This window comes from Nonomuraea sp. 3N208, from assembly GCF_052245935.1.
In the GTDB taxonomy this organism is placed as follows: Bacteria; Actinomycetota; Actinomycetes; order Streptosporangiales; family Streptosporangiaceae; genus Nonomuraea.
In genome coordinates this window covers 349,591-366,310 of record NZ_JBQQBR010000004.1, presented here as the reverse complement: position 1 = coordinate 366,310, position 16,720 = coordinate 349,591, and the positions used below count along the sequence as shown (strand labels likewise).

18 protein-coding genes and 2 pseudogenes are annotated in these 16,720 nt (G+C 68.8%); 10 read left to right on the top strand and 10 right to left on the bottom strand.

Annotated elements, in window-relative coordinates; translation table 11 throughout:
* The first annotated feature begins 7 nt into the window (after positions 1-7).
* From ACTWPT_RS08050 to ACTWPT_RS08040, 3 genes and pseudogenes are all read left to right on the top strand, one after another.
* A complete protein-coding gene (locus ACTWPT_RS08050) occupies positions 8-334 on the top strand; it encodes a winged helix-turn-helix transcriptional regulator (RefSeq protein WP_443176613.1) in 327 nt (108 codons plus the stop codon).
* A gap of 456 nt (positions 335-790) precedes the next feature.
* On the top strand, positions 791-1,165 hold the full coding sequence (locus ACTWPT_RS08045) for a YciI family protein (protein ID WP_443176612.1): 375 nt from the start codon (positions 791-793) through the stop codon (positions 1,163-1,165).
* Between the two features lie 449 nt (positions 1,166-1,614).
* Positions 1,615-1,866 (top strand): annotated as a pseudogene (locus ACTWPT_RS08040) (hypothetical protein); the annotation flags it as partial.
* Between the two features lie 3 nt (positions 1,867-1,869).
* Here ACTWPT_RS08040 and ACTWPT_RS08035 read toward each other — a convergent pair.
* The 5 genes and pseudogenes from ACTWPT_RS08035 to ACTWPT_RS08015 all read right to left on the bottom strand — a co-directional run bounded on the left by ACTWPT_RS08035 (position 1,870) and on the right by ACTWPT_RS08015 (position 7,902).
* Entirely contained in the window at positions 1,870-4,692 is a 2,823-nt protein-coding gene (locus ACTWPT_RS08035; RefSeq protein WP_443176611.1) for a BTAD domain-containing putative transcriptional regulator, read from the bottom strand.
* 725 nt (positions 4,693-5,417) lie between these two features.
* Positions 5,418-5,576: a hypothetical protein gene (locus ACTWPT_RS08030; RefSeq protein ID WP_443176610.1), complete on the bottom strand. Its 159-nt coding sequence runs from the start codon at positions 5,574-5,576 to the stop codon at positions 5,418-5,420.
* 345 nt (positions 5,577-5,921) lie between these two features.
* Positions 5,922-6,006: pseudogene (locus tag ACTWPT_RS08025) on the bottom strand (IS5/IS1182 family transposase); the annotation flags it as partial.
* Between the two features lie 18 nt (positions 6,007-6,024).
* Entirely contained in the window at positions 6,025-6,447 is a 423-nt protein-coding gene (locus ACTWPT_RS08020) for a hypothetical protein (RefSeq protein ID WP_443176609.1), read from the bottom strand.
* Between the two features lie 66 nt (positions 6,448-6,513).
* Positions 6,514-7,902: a DHA2 family efflux MFS transporter permease subunit gene (locus ACTWPT_RS08015; RefSeq protein WP_443176608.1), complete on the bottom strand. Its 1,389-nt coding sequence runs from the start codon at positions 7,900-7,902 to the stop codon at positions 6,514-6,516.
* Positions 7,903-7,990: 88 nt separating this feature from the next.
* On the opposite strand from ACTWPT_RS08015, the gene ACTWPT_RS08010 reads away from it, so the two are divergent.
* On the top strand, positions 7,991-8,617 hold the full coding sequence (locus ACTWPT_RS08010) for a winged helix-turn-helix transcriptional regulator (protein WP_443176607.1): 627 nt from the start codon (positions 7,991-7,993) through the stop codon (positions 8,615-8,617).
* A gap of 272 nt (positions 8,618-8,889) precedes the next feature.
* On the opposite strand, the gene ACTWPT_RS08005 is transcribed toward ACTWPT_RS08010, so the two are convergent.
* The gene (locus tag ACTWPT_RS08005) at positions 8,890-9,909 is read right to left on the bottom strand and encodes an aldo/keto reductase (RefSeq protein WP_443176606.1); all 1,020 of its coding nucleotides are present in this window, start codon (positions 9,907-9,909) and stop codon (positions 8,890-8,892) included.
* Positions 9,910-10,059: 150 nt separating this feature from the next.
* Here ACTWPT_RS08005 and ACTWPT_RS08000 point away from each other — a divergent pair, with 150 nt between their 5' ends.
* Complete coding sequence (locus tag ACTWPT_RS08000) at positions 10,060-10,662, top strand: TetR/AcrR family transcriptional regulator (RefSeq protein WP_443176605.1); 603 nt, start codon at positions 10,060-10,062, stop codon at positions 10,660-10,662.
* A 116-nt stretch (positions 10,663-10,778) separates the two neighbouring features.
* Here the strand turns inward: ACTWPT_RS08000 and ACTWPT_RS07995 are convergent, their stop codons facing one another.
* Entirely contained in the window at positions 10,779-10,979 is a 201-nt protein-coding gene (locus ACTWPT_RS07995) for a hypothetical protein (protein ID WP_443176604.1), read from the bottom strand.
* Between the two features lie 118 nt (positions 10,980-11,097).
* Here ACTWPT_RS07995 and ACTWPT_RS07990 point away from each other — a divergent pair, with 118 nt between their 5' ends.
* On the top strand, positions 11,098-11,313 hold the full coding sequence (locus ACTWPT_RS07990) for a hypothetical protein (RefSeq protein ID WP_443176603.1): 216 nt from the start codon (positions 11,098-11,100) through the stop codon (positions 11,311-11,313).
* Between the two features lie 116 nt (positions 11,314-11,429).
* Positions 11,430-11,789, top strand: coding sequence for a hypothetical protein (locus ACTWPT_RS07985; protein ID WP_443176602.1), 360 nt, complete (start codon positions 11,430-11,432; stop codon positions 11,787-11,789).
* Between the two features lie 288 nt (positions 11,790-12,077).
* Here ACTWPT_RS07985 and ACTWPT_RS07980 read toward each other — a convergent pair whose 3' ends face one another.
* A complete protein-coding gene (locus ACTWPT_RS07980; RefSeq protein WP_443176601.1) occupies positions 12,078-12,686 on the bottom strand; it encodes a TetR/AcrR family transcriptional regulator in 609 nt (202 codons plus the stop codon).
* Between the two features lie 71 nt (positions 12,687-12,757).
* Here ACTWPT_RS07980 and ACTWPT_RS07975 point away from each other — a divergent pair, with 71 nt between their 5' ends.
* Positions 12,758-14,008, top strand: a complete 1,251-nt coding sequence (locus ACTWPT_RS07975; RefSeq protein WP_443176600.1) for an FAD-dependent oxidoreductase — start codon at positions 12,758-12,760, stop codon at positions 14,006-14,008.
* Between the two features lie 30 nt (positions 14,009-14,038).
* Here ACTWPT_RS07975 and ACTWPT_RS07970 read toward each other — a convergent pair whose 3' ends face one another.
* On the bottom strand, positions 14,039-14,884 hold the full coding sequence (locus tag ACTWPT_RS07970; RefSeq protein ID WP_443176599.1) for an LLM class flavin-dependent oxidoreductase: 846 nt from the start codon (positions 14,882-14,884) through the stop codon (positions 14,039-14,041).
* A 252-nt stretch (positions 14,885-15,136) separates the two neighbouring features.
* The gene (locus tag ACTWPT_RS07965) at positions 15,137-15,889 is read right to left on the bottom strand and encodes a GNAT family N-acetyltransferase (protein WP_443176598.1); all 753 of its coding nucleotides are present in this window, start codon (positions 15,887-15,889) and stop codon (positions 15,137-15,139) included.
* A gap of 289 nt (positions 15,890-16,178) precedes the next feature.
* On the opposite strand from ACTWPT_RS07965, the gene ACTWPT_RS07960 reads away from it, so the two are divergent.
* Complete coding sequence (locus ACTWPT_RS07960; RefSeq protein WP_443176597.1) at positions 16,179-16,418, top strand: VOC family protein; 240 nt, start codon at positions 16,179-16,181, stop codon at positions 16,416-16,418.
* A 130-nt stretch (positions 16,419-16,548) separates the two neighbouring features.
* On the top strand, positions 16,549-16,719 hold the full coding sequence (locus tag ACTWPT_RS07955; protein WP_443176596.1) for an alpha/beta hydrolase fold domain-containing protein: 171 nt from the start codon (positions 16,549-16,551) through the stop codon (positions 16,717-16,719).
* Position 16,720 lies beyond the last annotated feature (1 nt).

Below are 16,720 nucleotides of genomic sequence, written 5' to 3'. Positions count from 1 at the left end.
AGACCCCATGGCACTGGTGATACCCGACGTCCTGGAAGAAAGCTGCGCGACCCGGCAGGCGCTGGAGCGGCTGGCCGCCAAGTGGCGGGTCCTGCTGATCTACGCGCTGCTCGCCGGACCGCAGCGGCACGCCGAGCTGCGCCGCAGGCTCCCCGGTATCACCCAAAAGGTACTGACCGAGACCCTGCGGAGCATGGAAAGTGACGGGCTGGTCGAACGACGGGTGCTCAAGGACACCGCCCCACAGCATGTCGAGTACGCCCTGACCACACTCGGCCAAACCCTGCGGGAGCCGCTGTCCGCCATCTGCGCCTGGGCATTGGAGCACCCCTAGCGGTGGCCGCAACAGCGACGTCCGCTCATCGGAGAAGAGGACGAAAGCGCGGGAGACGTCTCGTGCTCATCCCGAGCAACGCGTAACAGATGGTCACCGGGACCAGCCGGGGCCCGTCCGGCGGCGTGTTGACCTCAACCGCGATGGAGGTTCTTGCCTGCGCTGCGGTCAATGACTGCGACAGTTCGTCGTCGAACAGGCTGCCCGCTCACGCATGGTGACGACCTGCGGGAAGCCGGGGCGCGCGTTGTTTACAGCAGATTAGGTGCGGTGGGACCACTCGTGGCCGGTGGCGGCGGCGATGATCTGCGCGAATAGGGGCGACATGACACCCGCAGGCGCCGAGCGGCGGAGGTCCCGTGAAAATCTTTGGCATGGCGTCGGATCCGGGGCGAGTCGTTCGTAGAACAGGTGAGAGGCGGCCGGAGGAAGCCGCCGGGACAAGGGAGTGATGGGATGACGCAGTACTTGATCTCGTTCAATGACGGCGCGATGGACCACATCCCCGGCGAGGACATGCCCGACGTGGGCAAGGCCTCGCACGCGGTGGTTCAGGAGGCCGTGAACGCCGGCGTATGGGTGTTCGGCGCCGGACTGGAAAGGCAGAGGGCGAGCGTCGTGGCCACGGACGGGATGGTCACCGATGGGCCTTACCCGGAGACCAAGGAGGTCATTGGCGGGTTCGTGGTCGTCGACGTGGCCTCACGCGAAGAGGCGCTGGCGTGGGCTGCCAAGTTCGCCGTCGCTTGCCGCTGCGCGCAAGAGGTCCGGCAGCTCATGCCCGACCCCGAACTAGACGCGATGCTCCGCCAGGCTGACAGGCGATCGTGACATCCCGACGACGTCTGATCGAGGCAGACCTGCCACATTAGAGCAAGACTTGCGTGGCCGCGGTTGACGACGCGGGTCTGCGGATCGACCTGAGCTGGGAACGCGGGGCGGTGACCCCGGGGATCGGGCGGGGGGTGAAGCCCGGTCCCCGGACTTGGCCGGATTCCCGCAACCACTGATCGCGCGACAGCCACGCCCATGGCGGCGAGTGTGCCCGCTCATCTGCAAAAACTGCGCGTCGACCCATCGTTCGACATCGCAGCCGAGGTCTACGGTGAGTGACTTAAGGACTAAGTGCTGGCATCGTTGCCTCGTCTGCCATGGTCAACAAGTGGCGCTCGTTCTCACGAACATCCGCGAAGGACGGGGCGAGGAGGTGGCGCCGGGAGTGACGAACATCTGGCTCCCGTTCTCACGAAGGTAATCAGGCAGCTCATGGACGGCTTGCGACAGTCGGCCCGGATGGAACACCACAGGTGCGTCCTCTGGGATTCCGGCTGAATCCGGAAGGGACCATCGACCTCGGTGGGCCGTGGGTGGCCTCCACGCAGCGCTGGCGCAACGTCCAGGCCAACCCGCGGGTGAGCTCTATCGTGGACGACATGACGCCGGATGGCTCGGATGCCGTCAAACGGGTGCATGGGACGAGGCGTGGGAGTCCGCGGTCAGGGGGAGGCAATGGGGGACACGCGCCGGGATGAGAGTCAGAGCATGTTCTTGATCGGCTGGGGTGTTTCCGGCACGGGCTGGGCGAGGATCTCGGTCGCCTCCCGGGGCGTGAGCAGGCGGGCGTCGCGCAGAAGGCGGACGGACTCCTCCCACTGTTTCCGTGCTTCGCCGTGCCGTTCCAGGGCGTGCAGGGTGGTGCCGAGCCACCAGTGTGATACGGCTTCCCCCAGGCGGTATCCCGACTCGCGGAGCACCCGCACGGCCGTCGTGTAGCTTTCCACCGCCTCGGTCAGCCGGCCGGCATAGCGGTAGACGTCGCCCAGCGAGTCGTGTGCCGTGCCCGCACCGGCGAGCGGGTCCGCCTTCGGCCACAGCTCCACCAACTGGCGTGCTTCCGCGATCGCCTCGTCGAAGCGCCCCTGATGGCAGTAGACGTGCACCCGATTGTTGCGGATCACGGCCGTTGCCACAGGGCGTTCGGCGTCGTCGTTGAGCGTTAAAGCGGACTCCAGGTAGCCGAGCGCGTCGTCGAGACGGCCCACGATCGTGTTGATGACACCGAGGTGGTTGAGGGCTCCCACCTTCCTTCGGGGAAGTCCCGCGCGGTCCCAGTCGGTGAGCGCTGTATTCAGTTGCGCGATCGCGGCGTCGTAGCGGCCCTGGTCTCGGAAAACCCAGCCGAGGAAGTTGCGGAGCTGGGCCTTGTCCTCCCACGCCGCGATGCGATCAGCCACCTCGATGGCCTGCGCGTAGACGTCGGCGAGTTGAGTGTGCCAGGCCTGGTAACAGAAGGGCCAGTGGAGTCCGATGACCAGGCCGATGGCGGTCGCCGGGTCGGGGCCGTCCAACGCCTGCTGCGCGGCGGCAAGCAGGTTGTCCCGCTCGTCCTGGACCCATCGTCCCGCCTCCTCCAGGTTGAAGGTGATGTCGGGCAACTCGACGGGGCATCGCAGTACGGGATCGCTGTTGACTATGGTGCCCGCCATCCAGAGGGTGGTCAGGTAGTGGTGGAGTGCGCGCCGTACGGCGGTGGTGCGTTCCTCGTCGGACAGATCCTGGTGTGCCCGTTCGCGGGCATAAAGGCCGACCAAGTCGTGGAGCTGGTAGCGGCCGGGTCCGGCGGGTTCGAGGAGGCGGGCGTCCTGCAGGCGTTCCAGGGCGGCTTCGGCGCGGTGGAGGGGCCAGTCGGCCAGGGCGGCGGTGGCGGCGGGGGTGTGGGTGGGCAGGCCGAGCAGACCGAGCAGGGGCAGCAGGTTGGCGGCGTCGCGGCCGGTGGGTTCTTCTCGGAGGTGGTGGTGGCTGACCGCGATGCTGGCGCGGACGGCCAGGTCGGCGTATTCCAGCACGTCCAGGCGGCGGGTGGCGTCGGCCAGCCGTACTTCCAGGTCGGACAGGGTCCACTCGGGGCGGGCGGCCAGGCGGGCGCCGACGATCCGCAGGGCGAGGGGGAAGCCGCCGCACAGGTGGACGATCCGCTCGGCCGCCTGCGGTTCGGCGCGTACCCGGTCGGGTCCGGCCAGGCGGGACAGGAGCGCGACGGCGTCGGTGGCATTGAGGGTGCCCAGGTGGAGTTGGCGGGCGTGGTCCAGGGTGGACAGCGGGTCCCGGGTGGTGATCAGGACCCGGCAGCCGGTGCCGGCGGGGATGAGCGGGCGGATCTGGCGGACGTCGCGGGCGTTGTCCAGGATGACCAGTAGGTTGCAGGTCGCGGTCAGGGAGCGGTAGCGGGCGGCGGCCTCGCCCGGATCGGCGGGGACGGCGGCGCCGTCCAGGCCGAGGGAGCGCAGCAGGTGGCGCAGGGCTTGGGCCGAGGTCAGCGGGTCGAGGCCGGGGGTGGATCCGTGCAGGTTGAGGTAGATGACGCCGTCGGTGAATCGGGCGGCCATGGCGTGGGCGACGTGGACGGTCAGGGCGGATTTGCCGATGCCGCCGGGTCCGTCGATCACGGTGATGGCGGGCCCGTGGGTGGGTCCGTCGGCGGCGCCGAGTGCGGTGCGCAGGCGGTCGATCTCGGTGGCGCGGGCGGTGAAGGCGTGGGTGTCGGCGGGCAGTTCGGCCGGGATGTACGGCTCGCTGACCGTGACCTCTTGGGCCGGGGTGGTCAGGTCGAGGACGGGATCCTTGACCAGGACGGCCTGGTGCAGGCGGCGTAGTTGGGCGCCGGGTTCGATGCCGAGTTCGGAGACCATGATCCGGCGGGTGTCCTGATAGACGGCGAGCGCTTCGGATGGGCGGCCGGCGCGGTGCAGGGCGAGCATGAGCTGGGCGGCGGGGCGTTCGCGCAGTGGGTGGGCCCGCACGTGTACGGCCAGGTCGGCGGCCACCGCGTGGTGGTCGCCGGCGGCCAGGCGGAGATCGGCGTGGTCTTCCAGGACGGTGAGGTGCTCTTCTTCCAGGTGGGTGGCTTCGATTCGTGCCCAGGGGGCGGTCAGTTCGGCCAGGGGTTCGCCTCGCCACAACTGCAGGGCCGAGCGGAACAGGGCGTCCGCGACGGCCCTGCCCCCCTGTGCCTGGGCGGTGCGGGCGCGTTTGGCCAGGCGGGTGAACAGGTGAGCGTCGATGTGGTCGGGTTCGAGCGCGAGCCGGTAGCCGCCGGGCATGGTCTGGATGATCTCTTCGGTGGTGTGGGGTTCGAGGGTTTCGCGGAGTTTGGAGATCACGATGTGGAGTTGTTTGGCCATGGTCGCCGCGGAGCTGTCTCCCCATATGTCGGTGAGGATCCGCTCGGTTTGTACGGCCTGCCCGGCGTCCAGGGCGAGTCTGGCCAGCACGCCGATTCGTCGTTGCCCGGCGAACCGGATCGGTTCGTCACCGGCCAGGACCTGCCACGGGCCGAGAAATCTGATCTCCAGGGCCATTCGCTCCCATCCTTCAACGGAGTCGGCATTGTAACGAGATGATCGGGCGCCTTCGCGGCGATGACGGATGGAACGCCATCTTCGCGCGGATTCCGGCGTCTTAGTTCACATATGCATGTCTAGACGTGCAGGCTTACATGTCACTTTCAGGCTTACATGTGACTTGCAGGCTGCCGATCACAGGAGAGACCACGGCAGGACTGCCCCACGGCGTCCGTACCGGCTGACCAGGAAAATCGACATCGACGAGGCCACGATCATGGGCCGTCAACCGGGAGCGGGATCAGTGTCGCACCGAGCTTGCTCTCGCCGTGTCGAAGCGACAGTTCGTCCATATGCCGAGACGAGACGACGGCAAGCGATGCCAGATACCAGCATGCGCCGCCGTGCCGTATGTCGAGGCTTTGGAGCGGCGACTCCTGAAGAGCCAGTACAGACGTCCGCCAAATGTCCGGTCCAGACCTTCAGCAATGCCTGCGTGAGGAGGAAGAGTGCCTACTTTGACGCAGGAGGCGCGGCCTACGAGCTGCGCCATCGAAGGCAGGGCAGTACGCCTGCCATCTGCGCTTCGCGGAGCCGGACCTCGCAGCCGGGCTCGCGCTGCTGGAACAGCTCGGTGGCTCCGATCAGCAGCTGTCCGCCTGCCGCGCCAGGCGAAGGCGGCGCGGAGTGAGTCGGGATGTACGTGCGGTTCGACTGACCTGCCGGTGGCGGCCGCGTGCACGTCAGCGTGTGAAGGCAGCCGCGTGCTCCTGCGCCCAGGTGGCGAACGTGCGGCCGGGCCGTCCGATCAGCCGCTCGACGTCCGTGGTTATCTCGGGCGGAACGCCGTCGTTCGACCGCCACCAGTCCTCGGCGGCTGGTGTTGCCGAAGACAGCGACATACCGCCTATCCCTAACGTGTGGCCTTGCGCCGAAATATTGGGAACGGAGTACTTTCGCCATGCAGCACCTTCGCGAGTGGATGATCACTGGACTGGTGGCGGCCGCGATGGACCGCGTGCATGGCCGGAAAGATCGCTTAGGCCGCCCCTCATGACGACAGACTTCATCAAGCTCGCGAGGCGGCTTGGTCCCGACTTGGCCAAGTCCGCCCGGCGCCCTCGAATCCCTGTCCCTCCCAGCCAACCTCGACCCAGACCGCGCCTTGTCTGATCTGGCATCCGTGCAACACCTTTGCGTCAGGGAGGCCGTGAGTTGCACGGCTCGCCATCCAGGTCACGGCCTCGGAGCTCGGTGAACGTCTCGCCCTTGCGGGTAGACCAGCACCAGCAGGGCTTGCTGTCCGGGGTTGAGCAGCCGCCAGGCCGACCCGCTCGCGCCATCCGAGTTTCAGCGCCTGCTTGCGCGGCGACCCCAAGGCCGGTACATCCCGAGGAGTGCGGTGGCGACCAGCGCCACCAGGATGACCACCGATCCGGTCACCACCCGGGAGGCGGCCCGCGCGTCGCCCGCGGCCGCGTCGACCACGAACCCGGCACGGAGGAGCAGCGACCCCGCCAGGGCCAGAACCGTCAGCACCAGCTTGGCCACCACCCATGGCTGGGCGAACAATCCCGCCCAGCCCGCCAGCGCGACACCGCTCACCAGCGCGGCCAGTCCTAAGGGGACGACGATGGCCAGGTCATAGAGCTGGATGAGCGCGTAGGAAGCTGATGTGGCGGAGACGGCGAGCACGAGGGTGGCGTACGCGCCGCCGAGCCAGCTCACCGTGACCAGGACGTGGACGGCGACCAGGAGCCGCCTGGCCCTCACGGAACTCCCGTGCGGGCTGGCATGAGCGTCATGCCACTGGCTCCGTTCCCGGCGATGGCGTGCGGGTCATGCCACCCGCTCCCTTTCCGGCGTCGGAACGCGTCGCCGACCCGGCATGCCCAGCGCGGCCACCGCGCCGAGCAGCGCGATCACGCCCACGCCGCCCATCGCCGCGGCGAACCCGTCGCTGAACTCGTGCGGCGAGCCGTACCCGCCGGTGCTCGTGAAGAGCATGCCGGCAACGGCGACCCCGAAGACGCCGCCGAGGAAGCGGAGCGTGGTAACCGCGCCCGACGCCTTGCCGATCTCCGCGGGCGCGACCGCGCCCACCGCCGCCTTCTGCACCGCCGGAATCGCCATCGACACACCGACCCCGCCGACCACCAGCAACGGCAGAATCTGCAAGTACGGCACGCCAGGATCGGCCACGAGCGCGAGCCACCCCAAAGAGATCCCCCATAGGCCGAGCCCGGCGACCGTGAACACGCGCTCGCCCACCTTGTCGGCGAGCGCCCCCGCCACCGGTGCCACGATCATCAGCGCGCCGGTGGCGGGCAGCAGCCGCAGCCCCGCCTCCAGCGGCCCGACGCCCTGAGCGGTCTGGAAGAACTGTGCGAAGAAAAAGAACATCCCGTACAGCACCGCGAACAGGGCGAAGTTCGCCAGATTGGCGGTCGTGAAGGCACGGTTGCGGAAGAGCCGCATGGGCAGCATGGGCGCGGGGACGCGGCGTTCCCAGCCTGCGAAGGCGACGATCAGCACGATGCCCAGCGCCAGCGCTGCGAGCACCTCCGCGCTGCCCCAGCCCGACGCGCCGCTGCGGACGAGCGCCCAGACGAGGCCGAGCACGCCGGCGGTCGCCAGCAGGAGCCCCACGAGATCGAGCTGGTTGTCGGGGCCGTGGCTCTCGTCGATCTTGGCGAGGACGCCGACGATGGCGAGCACCCCGACCGGCACGTTGATCCAGAAGATCCATTCCCAGGACGGCCCCGCGGCGATGGCTCCGCCGACGAAGGGGCCGACGAACGTGGCCAGTCCCGCCACACCGCTGAACAGGCCGATCGCCCGCCCGCGGCGTTCCGGCGGGAAGGCCGCCGAGAGGAGCGTCAGCGCCAGGGGCATCGTGAACGCCGCCCCGACTCCTTGAGCCACGCGAGCCGCGATCAGCCAGCTCGCGTCGGGCGCCAGGGCGCACGCTGCCGAGGCGAGGGTGAAGACGGCGAGGCCACCGGCGAACACTCGGCGGCGCCCCCAGCGATCACCCAGCGCCGCACCGGTCAGCAGCAACACCGCGAAGCTGAGGTTGTAGGCATTGACCGTCCACTCGAGCTCTTCGAGCGAGGCGCCGAGGTCCTGCCTGATCGTGCCGAGCGCCGTGGTCACGACAAGGCTGTCGAGCGAGATCATGAACGCGCCCAGCGACGCTAACGCGAGCACCCAGGTCTGTCTGGTCACATCACACACTCCTTCGATTTACTTGCAATATTTCTCTAAACACTCCTAAAAAACAAGTATCTTCTCTCTTTCCTGTAAACTGAGGGTTGTGACGGGAAAGCGGAAGTACGGCGACGGCTGCGCCGCGGCGCACGCCCTCGACCTCATCGGAGAGCGCTGGGGCCTGCTCATCGTCAGGGAGCTCCTACTCGGCCCCAAGCGGTTCACCGAGCTCCAGGCCGGCTTGCCCAACGCCAGCTCCAACGCGCTGTCGCAACGCCTGCACGAGCTGGAGGAATCAGGAGTCGTACAGCGGCGCAAGCTCGGGCCGCCCGCCGCGGTGTGGGTCTACGAGCTCACGGAGTGGGGCCTGGACCTGGAGCCAGTCCTGATTCACCTCGGCCGCTGGGGCAGGCGCTCACCCAGCCGCGACCCGCACGCCATGGCCAGCGTGGACGCGCTCATGCTCGCCCTGCGCAGCCACTTCGACCCCGATGCGGACCCGGGGCTGAGTGCCACGATCGCGGTACGGCTGGGCGACGACCGCTTCAGCGTGCGCGTCTCAGGCGGGACGCTCACGATCACGCGCGCCGATCCCGCGGATCCCGTCGCCGTGATCGACACCGACCTGCGCTCGTTCGCCGCGCTGGTCATCAAGAAACGCCCCTTGAAGGATCTGCCGGTCGCCATCAAGGGCGACGAGGAAGCCGTCCATCGCCTCCTCGCCACGCTGTAGCCGTATGGGGCAAGCAACCCTAGGACGATGTGCTGGAAGCCGGCGTCGATGGCTTCAGCGATCGCGTCCCGTGTGTTACTGGGGTGGTCGTAGGAGACCGGCAGGACGATGGATCGGCTGATCGAGGCGGGGTCGCGGCCGATCTCGGCGCAGAAGCGGTCCAGTAAGGCGCCGCGACGGACGGCGTCGTCGATGTCACCGCCGGGGATGTTCCACACGTCGGCATGCTCGGCGACCACGCGCAGCGTAGCGGTAGAGCGTCGGGTGCGCCATCAGCGGCGTCGCAGCGACGGGTCGAGCAGGGCTGGCGGAGTGTCGTACTTCTCGTGCGCGGCGAGGTCGACACCGGGAGCGACGATCGCGTCGATCGCGTCAAGTACGTCGGCGGACAGCACGGTGTCTGCGGCGGCGAGCTGAGAGTGCAGGTGGTCCAGTGTGCGGGGGCCGATGATCGCACTGGTCACGGCGGGGTGCGCCGTCACGAAGCCGAGCGCGAGCTGGATCATCGTCAGGCCGGCCTCGTCGGCGACCTTTGCAAGCTGCTCGACGGCGTGAAGCCTGGCGCGGTTGGCGGGGATGGCGGTGTCGAAGCGTTGCGGCATGAACGTCGAGCGGCTGGTCGTGATCTCTCGACCCGCACGGACCGCACCCGACAGCCAGCCCGAGGCCAACGGGCTCCATGCCAGCACGCCGAGCCCGTACTGTTCGGTGACGGGCAGCACGTGGGTCTCCACGCCCCGCTGCAGGATCGAGTAGCTGGGTTGTTCGGTGACGTACCGGCTCAGGTGGTTGTCTCGGGCGGCCCACTGGGCCTGGACGACACGGTAGGCCGGAAAGGTCGAGGAGCCGAAGTAGCGGATCTTCCCGACGCGCTGCAGGTCGGTCAGCGCCGACAGCGTTTCCTCATCGCTGGTCCGCGGATCCCACCGGTGGATCTGGTAGAGGTCGACGTGGTCGACGCCGAGGCGGCGCAGGCTGTCGTCGAGTGCGGTGACCAGCCAGCGGCGCGAACTGCCCTGGTGGTTGCGCTCGTCACCCATCGGCATGTTCGCCTTGGTGGCGAGCACGATGTCGTCGCGTCGACCGGCGATGGCCTTGCCGACCATCTCTTCGGACTCGCCGCCGCTGTACATGTCGGCGGTGTCGATGAGGTTGATTCCGCCCTCGAGCGCGGCGTCGACGATGGCGGTGGCCTCGTCCTGGGTAGTTCGCCCGAGGGCGCCGAAGTTCATCGCTCCGAGCACAAGGGAGCTGACCTGTACACCGGTGCGGCCCATGGTGCGGTATTGCATGTGTCTCCTCCATCGGGGGACTGTCGACGTCACGGCTCGTTGATGGCTGGTCGCCCGCTCTGGCATCATGGTTAAGCGGAACCGTGCTCCGTCTAACATACGGAGCGCTGCTCCGCTTTGCAAGGCTTGGCAACGAGAGGAGCCGACACGGTGTCCGACATCGATGGGCAAATAGCGCGAACGTCCCCGCGGAAACGGGCCGACGCCCGACGCAACGAACAGACCCTGCTCGCCGCCGCTGCCGCCGTGTTCGTCGTCTCTGGCGTGGACGCGCCGGTGCGCGACATCGCGGCCAAGGCCGGCGTCGGGATGGGTACGATCTACCGCCACTTCCCGACGCGAGCAGACCTCGTCATCGCTGTCTTCCGCCACCAGGTCGACGCCTGCGCCGAAGCCGGACCAGCCCTGCTGGCGAACAGCAGCACACCGCACGTCGCGCTGACGCAATGGGTCGATCTCTTCGTTGACTTCCTGATCACCAAGCACGGACTCGCCGCGGCGCTGCAGTCCGACAACGCTCGCTTCGAGACTCTGCACGCCTACTTTCTCGACCGTCTCGTGCCCGTGTGCGCTCAGTTGCTCGATGCCGCTGCCGCCGCCGGCGAGATTCGCCCTGATATGGATGCCTACGGACTCCTGCGCGGCATCGGCAACCTATGCGTCGGTGTCGACGGCGACTCGCGCTACGACGCGCGTCGCATGGTCGAGCTTCTCATCGCCGGGCTACGTCAATCGCGCCCGACCGACCAATGACCCAGCGAGTCGCGTTCGAGGCCGACGCCTCTGAGGTGACCCACGGAACATCTCATTCAAGATCCAAAAAGCACGCCCAGGTGAGCCTGATCAGAGCCGCCACGCGGAACCCATGGTCAGCGGACCTTCAGGAAGAACGCCCTGACGTCGTCGACCAGCAGGTCGGGGGCCTCCATGGCGGCGAAGTGACCGCCCCGGTCGAACTCCGACCAGTGAATCACGTTGTGCTCACGCTCGGCGATACGCCGGATCCCGCCGTCGCCGGGGAAGACCGCGACCCCGTGCGGGACCTCCGAGCGCTCGACCGGCATCCCCACTGTGCCGAGCCCTCCTTGTAGAGCCGAGAGGTCCTCGGTGCAGCAATGCACCGGGGTCTGTGGGGGAATTCACGATTCCGCGAGGAACTTGGTGGGGGTTCGGGGCGTCATGTCTAGCATGAGCGATGAGGCGCAGAACCATCGGTTCCGGCACCTGCCGGAGCGGCCGGACCCGTCGACGTGGCGGTCCGGTCGGGATGAGGGGCCGTTGCCGCAGGTAATCGCCGAGCCGGCGGAGGTGGGGGACACCGGCCTGCGCTGGGTGGCGCCCGAGCTCGAAGCGGCACGGCAGATCAGCGACGCGATAGTACGGCGCCGCGGTTCTCGTGACTGAACGGCCCAGGCTCGCTGGCGGGCGGTGAATGCACCTCACCTGGTCGCCCTCGTCCGTGCGGGCGCCCGCTTCGAACGCGGCGTTCTGCTGGAACGTCATGAGGGGAAAGACGCCGCATGACCAGCCCCGACCGCTACGACTACTGCGGGCTCTACCTACAGGGCGTCAGCGAAGATGCTGCGATCGAGCTGGCCGCCCGAGCCATCGGCGCGACACGTGATGGTCGCCTGCTGCGCGTCGGCACCATCGAGATCGAGATCCGGCGCAATTCCGACTGCACTCACGATGGGCCCGACTTTCCAACCTGGCCGATCAAGATGGAGATCGAAAGAGGGAACGCTACCAGCCACCAGGTCATCGAGACGGTGACCAAGATTCTCACCCACGCCTGGCAGGCAGGCCATGACGCAGTCGCTGCCTGTGACTACGAAGACGAACTTCCCGACCACGGTGGATACCCCCGCTACAGAGGTTGAAGTTGTCCGTACCCCGTCCAGCTCAGGGCCCTGCTGCGCTTCCAGGAAGTTGGATGAAGAACTGAGTGCGGCGGCTTCCACGCAGCGCGTTGGAGATGCCGCCGATCGTCTTCGGCACTCTCGGATGGTCTACCGGGCGGCCACTGCCAACGGGGCTGAGCGCTCATGGCGCCGCCTTATGGTCTTCAGGGTACGACGATGAACGCGGTTGCTCGCAGGAGTCCCCGGGCAAGACCCGCGCTGACGAAGGGGACCACCTTCGAAGACTGCCGTGCTCTCCAATGCTGATCATTGAGGGGTAGGAGGTGGCTGGCGGTAGCCGGTGACGGTGGCGAGGACCGCGTCGCGCCAGCGGGCCTCCGCCTGGTCGGGCGTGCCGAGGTGGCCTTGGAGTTCGAGGGTGGCCAGGCCGTGTACCAGGCCCCACAGGTGCTGGCCGATCAGCCGGGGGTCGTGGCCGGGCAGGTGCCCGGCGTCGGCGAAGCGTTGAAGTGCCTGCACGACGCGGGTGAGGCTGCGGCGGGCCAGTTGGGCGTCGTCCCCGACGGGACGGAAGCCGGGTACGGCGCCGCTCATGAACAGGCCGTAGAGGTTGGGCTCCTCGAGGGCGGCGGCCCGGTACGCGAGCGCCAGTGCCGTGATCTCCACGAGCGGGTCCTCGTCCTCGGGGACGCCCTCGTGGTGGCGGCGCATGGTTTCGGCGGCCTGCTGGTAGAGCGCGCGTAGCAGGCCCTCCTTGTCGCCGAACAGGCTGTAGACCGCCCGGGTGGTGGTCTGGGCCTCCTGGGACACCCGCCGGACGGTTACCCCGGCCGATCCCTCGGTCGCCAATAGGTCGCCGGCCACCGCCAGCAACGTGCGGCGGGTCTCTTCATCGTGCGCGCGTGGGCGTCCCATGCTGGACAGCCTATCGCAACACTGTTACGTTACGGCGTAACGAAACAGTGTGACGAAACCGGGAGAGCGTCATGGACTACGACGTCGTCATCGTGGGAGCCAGCATCAGCGGCTGCACCGCCGCCATCCTGTACGGCCGGGCCGGCCTACGCGTCGCGCTGCTGGAAAAGCACCGCAGCATCGACACCCCCAAGCGGTTATGCGGTCACTTCCTGCTCGGCCGCGCCCAGGCCCCGCTGCGCCGGCTCGGCCTGTGGGACGACCTGCTGGCCACCGGCGCGGGCACCGGCGACCTCTCGATCCGGACGGAGTACGGCTGGACCGATCGCTCCCGTGCCGACGTCCCGCCGTTCCTCAACGTCAGGCGCACCACCCTCGACCCGATCCTGCGTGGCCGCGCCGCCGCCACCGGTGGGGTGGACCTGCTCCTCGGCCGTACGGTCACGGGCCTGCTGACCGAAGGACGCCGCGTGAGCGGCATCCGCGCCCGGCTGCTCGACGGCACCGAGGAAACCCACACCGGCCGCCTGGTCGTCGGTGCCGACGGCAACCGGTCCAAGGTCGCCTCGCTGGCCGGCGTCCCCGAGCAGTTCACGCCAAACGGCCGCGCGTTCTTCTACACCTATTACCGGAACGTCCGGCACACGCTGCCCACCCCCGCCGCCCTGTGGTGGAACGACCGGGACTGGGTGGTACTCGGTCCCACCGATGGCGGGCTGACCGAAGTGGCGGTCATGCCCGCCAAGGACACCCTGCCCCCAGACCTGACCGACCACGCCGCCTACATCGAGCGCTACGTCGCCTCGCTGCCCGACGCCCCCGATCTGACCCGCGCCGAACGCGCCGCCAAGGTCGTCGTCGCCCCTGACTACCCGCTCATCCGCCGCCACCCCACCCCCGAGCCGGGCCTGGCCCTGATCGGTGACGCGGCCCTGACCGCCGACCCCGCCCCGGCCCCCGGCTGCACCTGGGCGCTGCTGTCGGGTCAGTGGCTCGCCGGCGCCACGGCGCCTGCCCTGCTCGCCGGCGACGACCCGGCGGCAGGGCTGCGCCGCTACCGCCGGGCCCACCGCGCCCTCGAGCGGGAACACGCGTTCATGCGGGGCGACGCGGAAACCGGTCCGCCCAGTGAAGTGCAACGCCTGCTCCGTGAGGCCGCGGTCCACGATCCGGAGGTGTCCCGCCGCCTGGCGCTGGTCGGGATGCAGGTCGCCCCCACCACGTCCCTGCTCAACCCGGCTCTGGCAGTCCGCGCCCTACTCGTACGCCACCGCAGCCGGCGACGCTCCGCCGGACGGACAGGCCAGGCGGAGGCCGTATAACCCCATGTGAATCGAAGGCGATCTCCGTCTTCACACCACGTCGGCGAGGCGGTCTACCTGGGACGGGTCGAGGCCGTAGCAGTAGAGCATGACCTCGTCGGCGCCGAGGTCGGCGAAGGCGGCGATCGTGGTGCGGATCTCGGCGGGTGTGGTGAGCATTCCGGCGACCATCCGATCGGCCATGCCGGTGAAGGTGTAGTAGGCGTGCATGTTGGTGCGGGCGTCGTCGATGACGTTCTGGGGGCCGAGTGCGACGTTGACCTGTGCGACGATGCGGGGTTCGCCGTCGCGGCCGTACTTTTTCCAGAAGGTTCGGACGGTGTCGAACAGGTCGCCTGCCCATGAGGGTGATGCGGCGGAGAGGAAGCCGTCGCCCCAGCGTGCGACGCGTTCGAGTGCGGCGGGCTTGAAACCGCCGAAGAGGACGATCGGGCCGGTGGGACGGGCGGGGGCGGGCCCGATGGGGCCGATGTCGTCGCCGTAGGGCTCGCCGGACCACAGGCGGCGCATCATCGCCATCTGTTCGTCCAGGCGGCGGCCTCGAGTACGCAGGTCGACGCCGGTGACCTGGTGGTCATCGTCGCGGCCGCCGATGCCGAGGCCGAGGACCAGGCGGCCGCCGGTCATCCGGTCCAGGGTGGCGGCCTGCTTGGCGAGCAGGGCGGTGTCGCGTAGCGGGGCCAGCAGTACCTCGGTCTGGAGGCGGATGCGGGATGTGGCGCCCGCGAGGACGGCGAGGGCGACCAGGGGTTCGGGGTTGTGGTAGACGAGCCGGTCGAGTAGGCCGAGGGTGCTGAAGGGGCCGGCGTCGGCGCGCTGGGCCCAGTCGGGCAAGGTGGTCGGGTCGCCGATGGGCAAGCCGATACCGATGTTCATGTGACAGACCTCCGAAGGGAAGGGTCGGCAAAGACTCCTGCCGCCCCTCCAGCACCTCATCGAGGTGGGGCGCTCTCGCTCTGCGGCCTACTTCTGGAGAGCGTCTCGTCGAAGTGATCACACTGTAGGACGAACGATGTTCGTTCGGCAAATCAGATGATCGGGCCCGGTCGGGCGACGAGCGCGCGCACGCCCTTCGGGGACTTTCTGGTGATGCAGGCGGCGACGAGCGATCTGCTCGTCGCGCTCGTGCTACGCGCGCAGCGAGATGTGCAGAGCCTCGCCGACCCGGCGGTAGCCGACGCGGGCGTAGACGCGGGCGGCGCCGTCGTCGGCGGGGGTGAGGAACGGAGTGCTGATGCCGGCGTCGGCGCCCGCGCGGGTCAGGAGCGCGGTGACTGCGCCCGCGATGCCGCGCCGCCGGTGCGAGACGCGTACGGCGATGCCGGCGACCTCGGCGACCCCGTGATGCGGGCTGCCGGCCTGGCCGGCGCCGACGACGTCGCCGGTCGTGGTATCCACAGCGGCGGCCACGATCCCGCCGCCGTCCAGGACCCGCCGCAGCCGTGCGACATCGTGCTCGGTCGCCTCCGGCGCCTCGAACGCCGCGTTCATCACTTGGGCGACCTGCCAGAGGTCGGCGTCGGCGGTCACGAGCTCGACCCGTACGGCGGGATCCACGGGCGCGTCCACGACCTCGCCCGGCGGGCACACGAGCAGCGGGTAGCGCCCTTCCACGGTGAACCCGGCCGCGAGCAGCGTGCCCTCCACCTTCGGCGCGGCCTGCGGCACGTACTCCAGGCGAGGCGTCCTGGCCCGCTCCCGGAACGCCGCGACCAGCGCGGCGACCTCGCCCTCGGTGGGGTCGGCGGCGTCGTCGGGGATGGCGTAGTTGAACGGGAGCGCGTCGTCGTGCTCGTCGAACCTGATGGTGAACGGCTCGTGCCGGTGCGCCCGGGCCCCGGCGGCCGAACGGAGATAGGCGTGCACGTCTGCGCCGAACAAGTCAGATCCTTTCGGAGAAGCGACAACTCCGACAGATCGTAGACCCACCGTTGACTACGCCGCGAAGCCCGCGTACCTGAACCCTGCGCCGCCCGGATTACCGGTGTTTACGGTGCTTATCGCGCCTGTGGCGGGACGGTGTGCGGCGCGGGAGCGAGAGGTGCGCCAAGCACCGCGTCCGGAATCAGCCTCACCCAGTGCCACGGCATGCCACAGTCAATCCGGCGTCGCGTGCCGGGGTGGTGACACGGTCAGCCAGAACGTCTCACGGCCAGGCATGTACGGATTCGTGGATGGAAGCACAACCGGCGAGGGGACCGGTCTCAACGGCGGGATCGGCGGTGGTCCTGGCCACCAGCCCAGAGTCCTCTTCTACGTGGGCGTTCCCGACGTGGAAGCCGCGCTCCAGAAAGCCGAGAGCCTCGGCGGGACGCGACGGATGGGCCCCGACGGGACTCCGGGCACCCTCGTGGTCGGCCACTTCACCGATCCCGAGGGCAATCTGATCGGCGTCGCCGGCACGGCTTAGCCCTCGGTCTGAGCTGTCCAGATCATGGCCGTGGTAGGAGCCTTCCCGCTCCCGGCGAAGGCGAGCGATTCCTTTCCGGCCATCGTTGTTCTGCATTCATCGAGACCGATGCTGGCGATCTGCCCGCGACGTGGGCGGTGCCGAAGCGGAGCCTCGAGGAGCGCAGGCCGACGACGCGACCGCCGTCTACCGGTGGCTGCTCGACCAGGGAATCAGCGCCGACCGCATCGTGTTCACCGGCGATTCGGCAGGCGGTGGGTTGTCGGTCGGCGAGGCGGACGCCCGTAGCCGGCCCTGCTAAA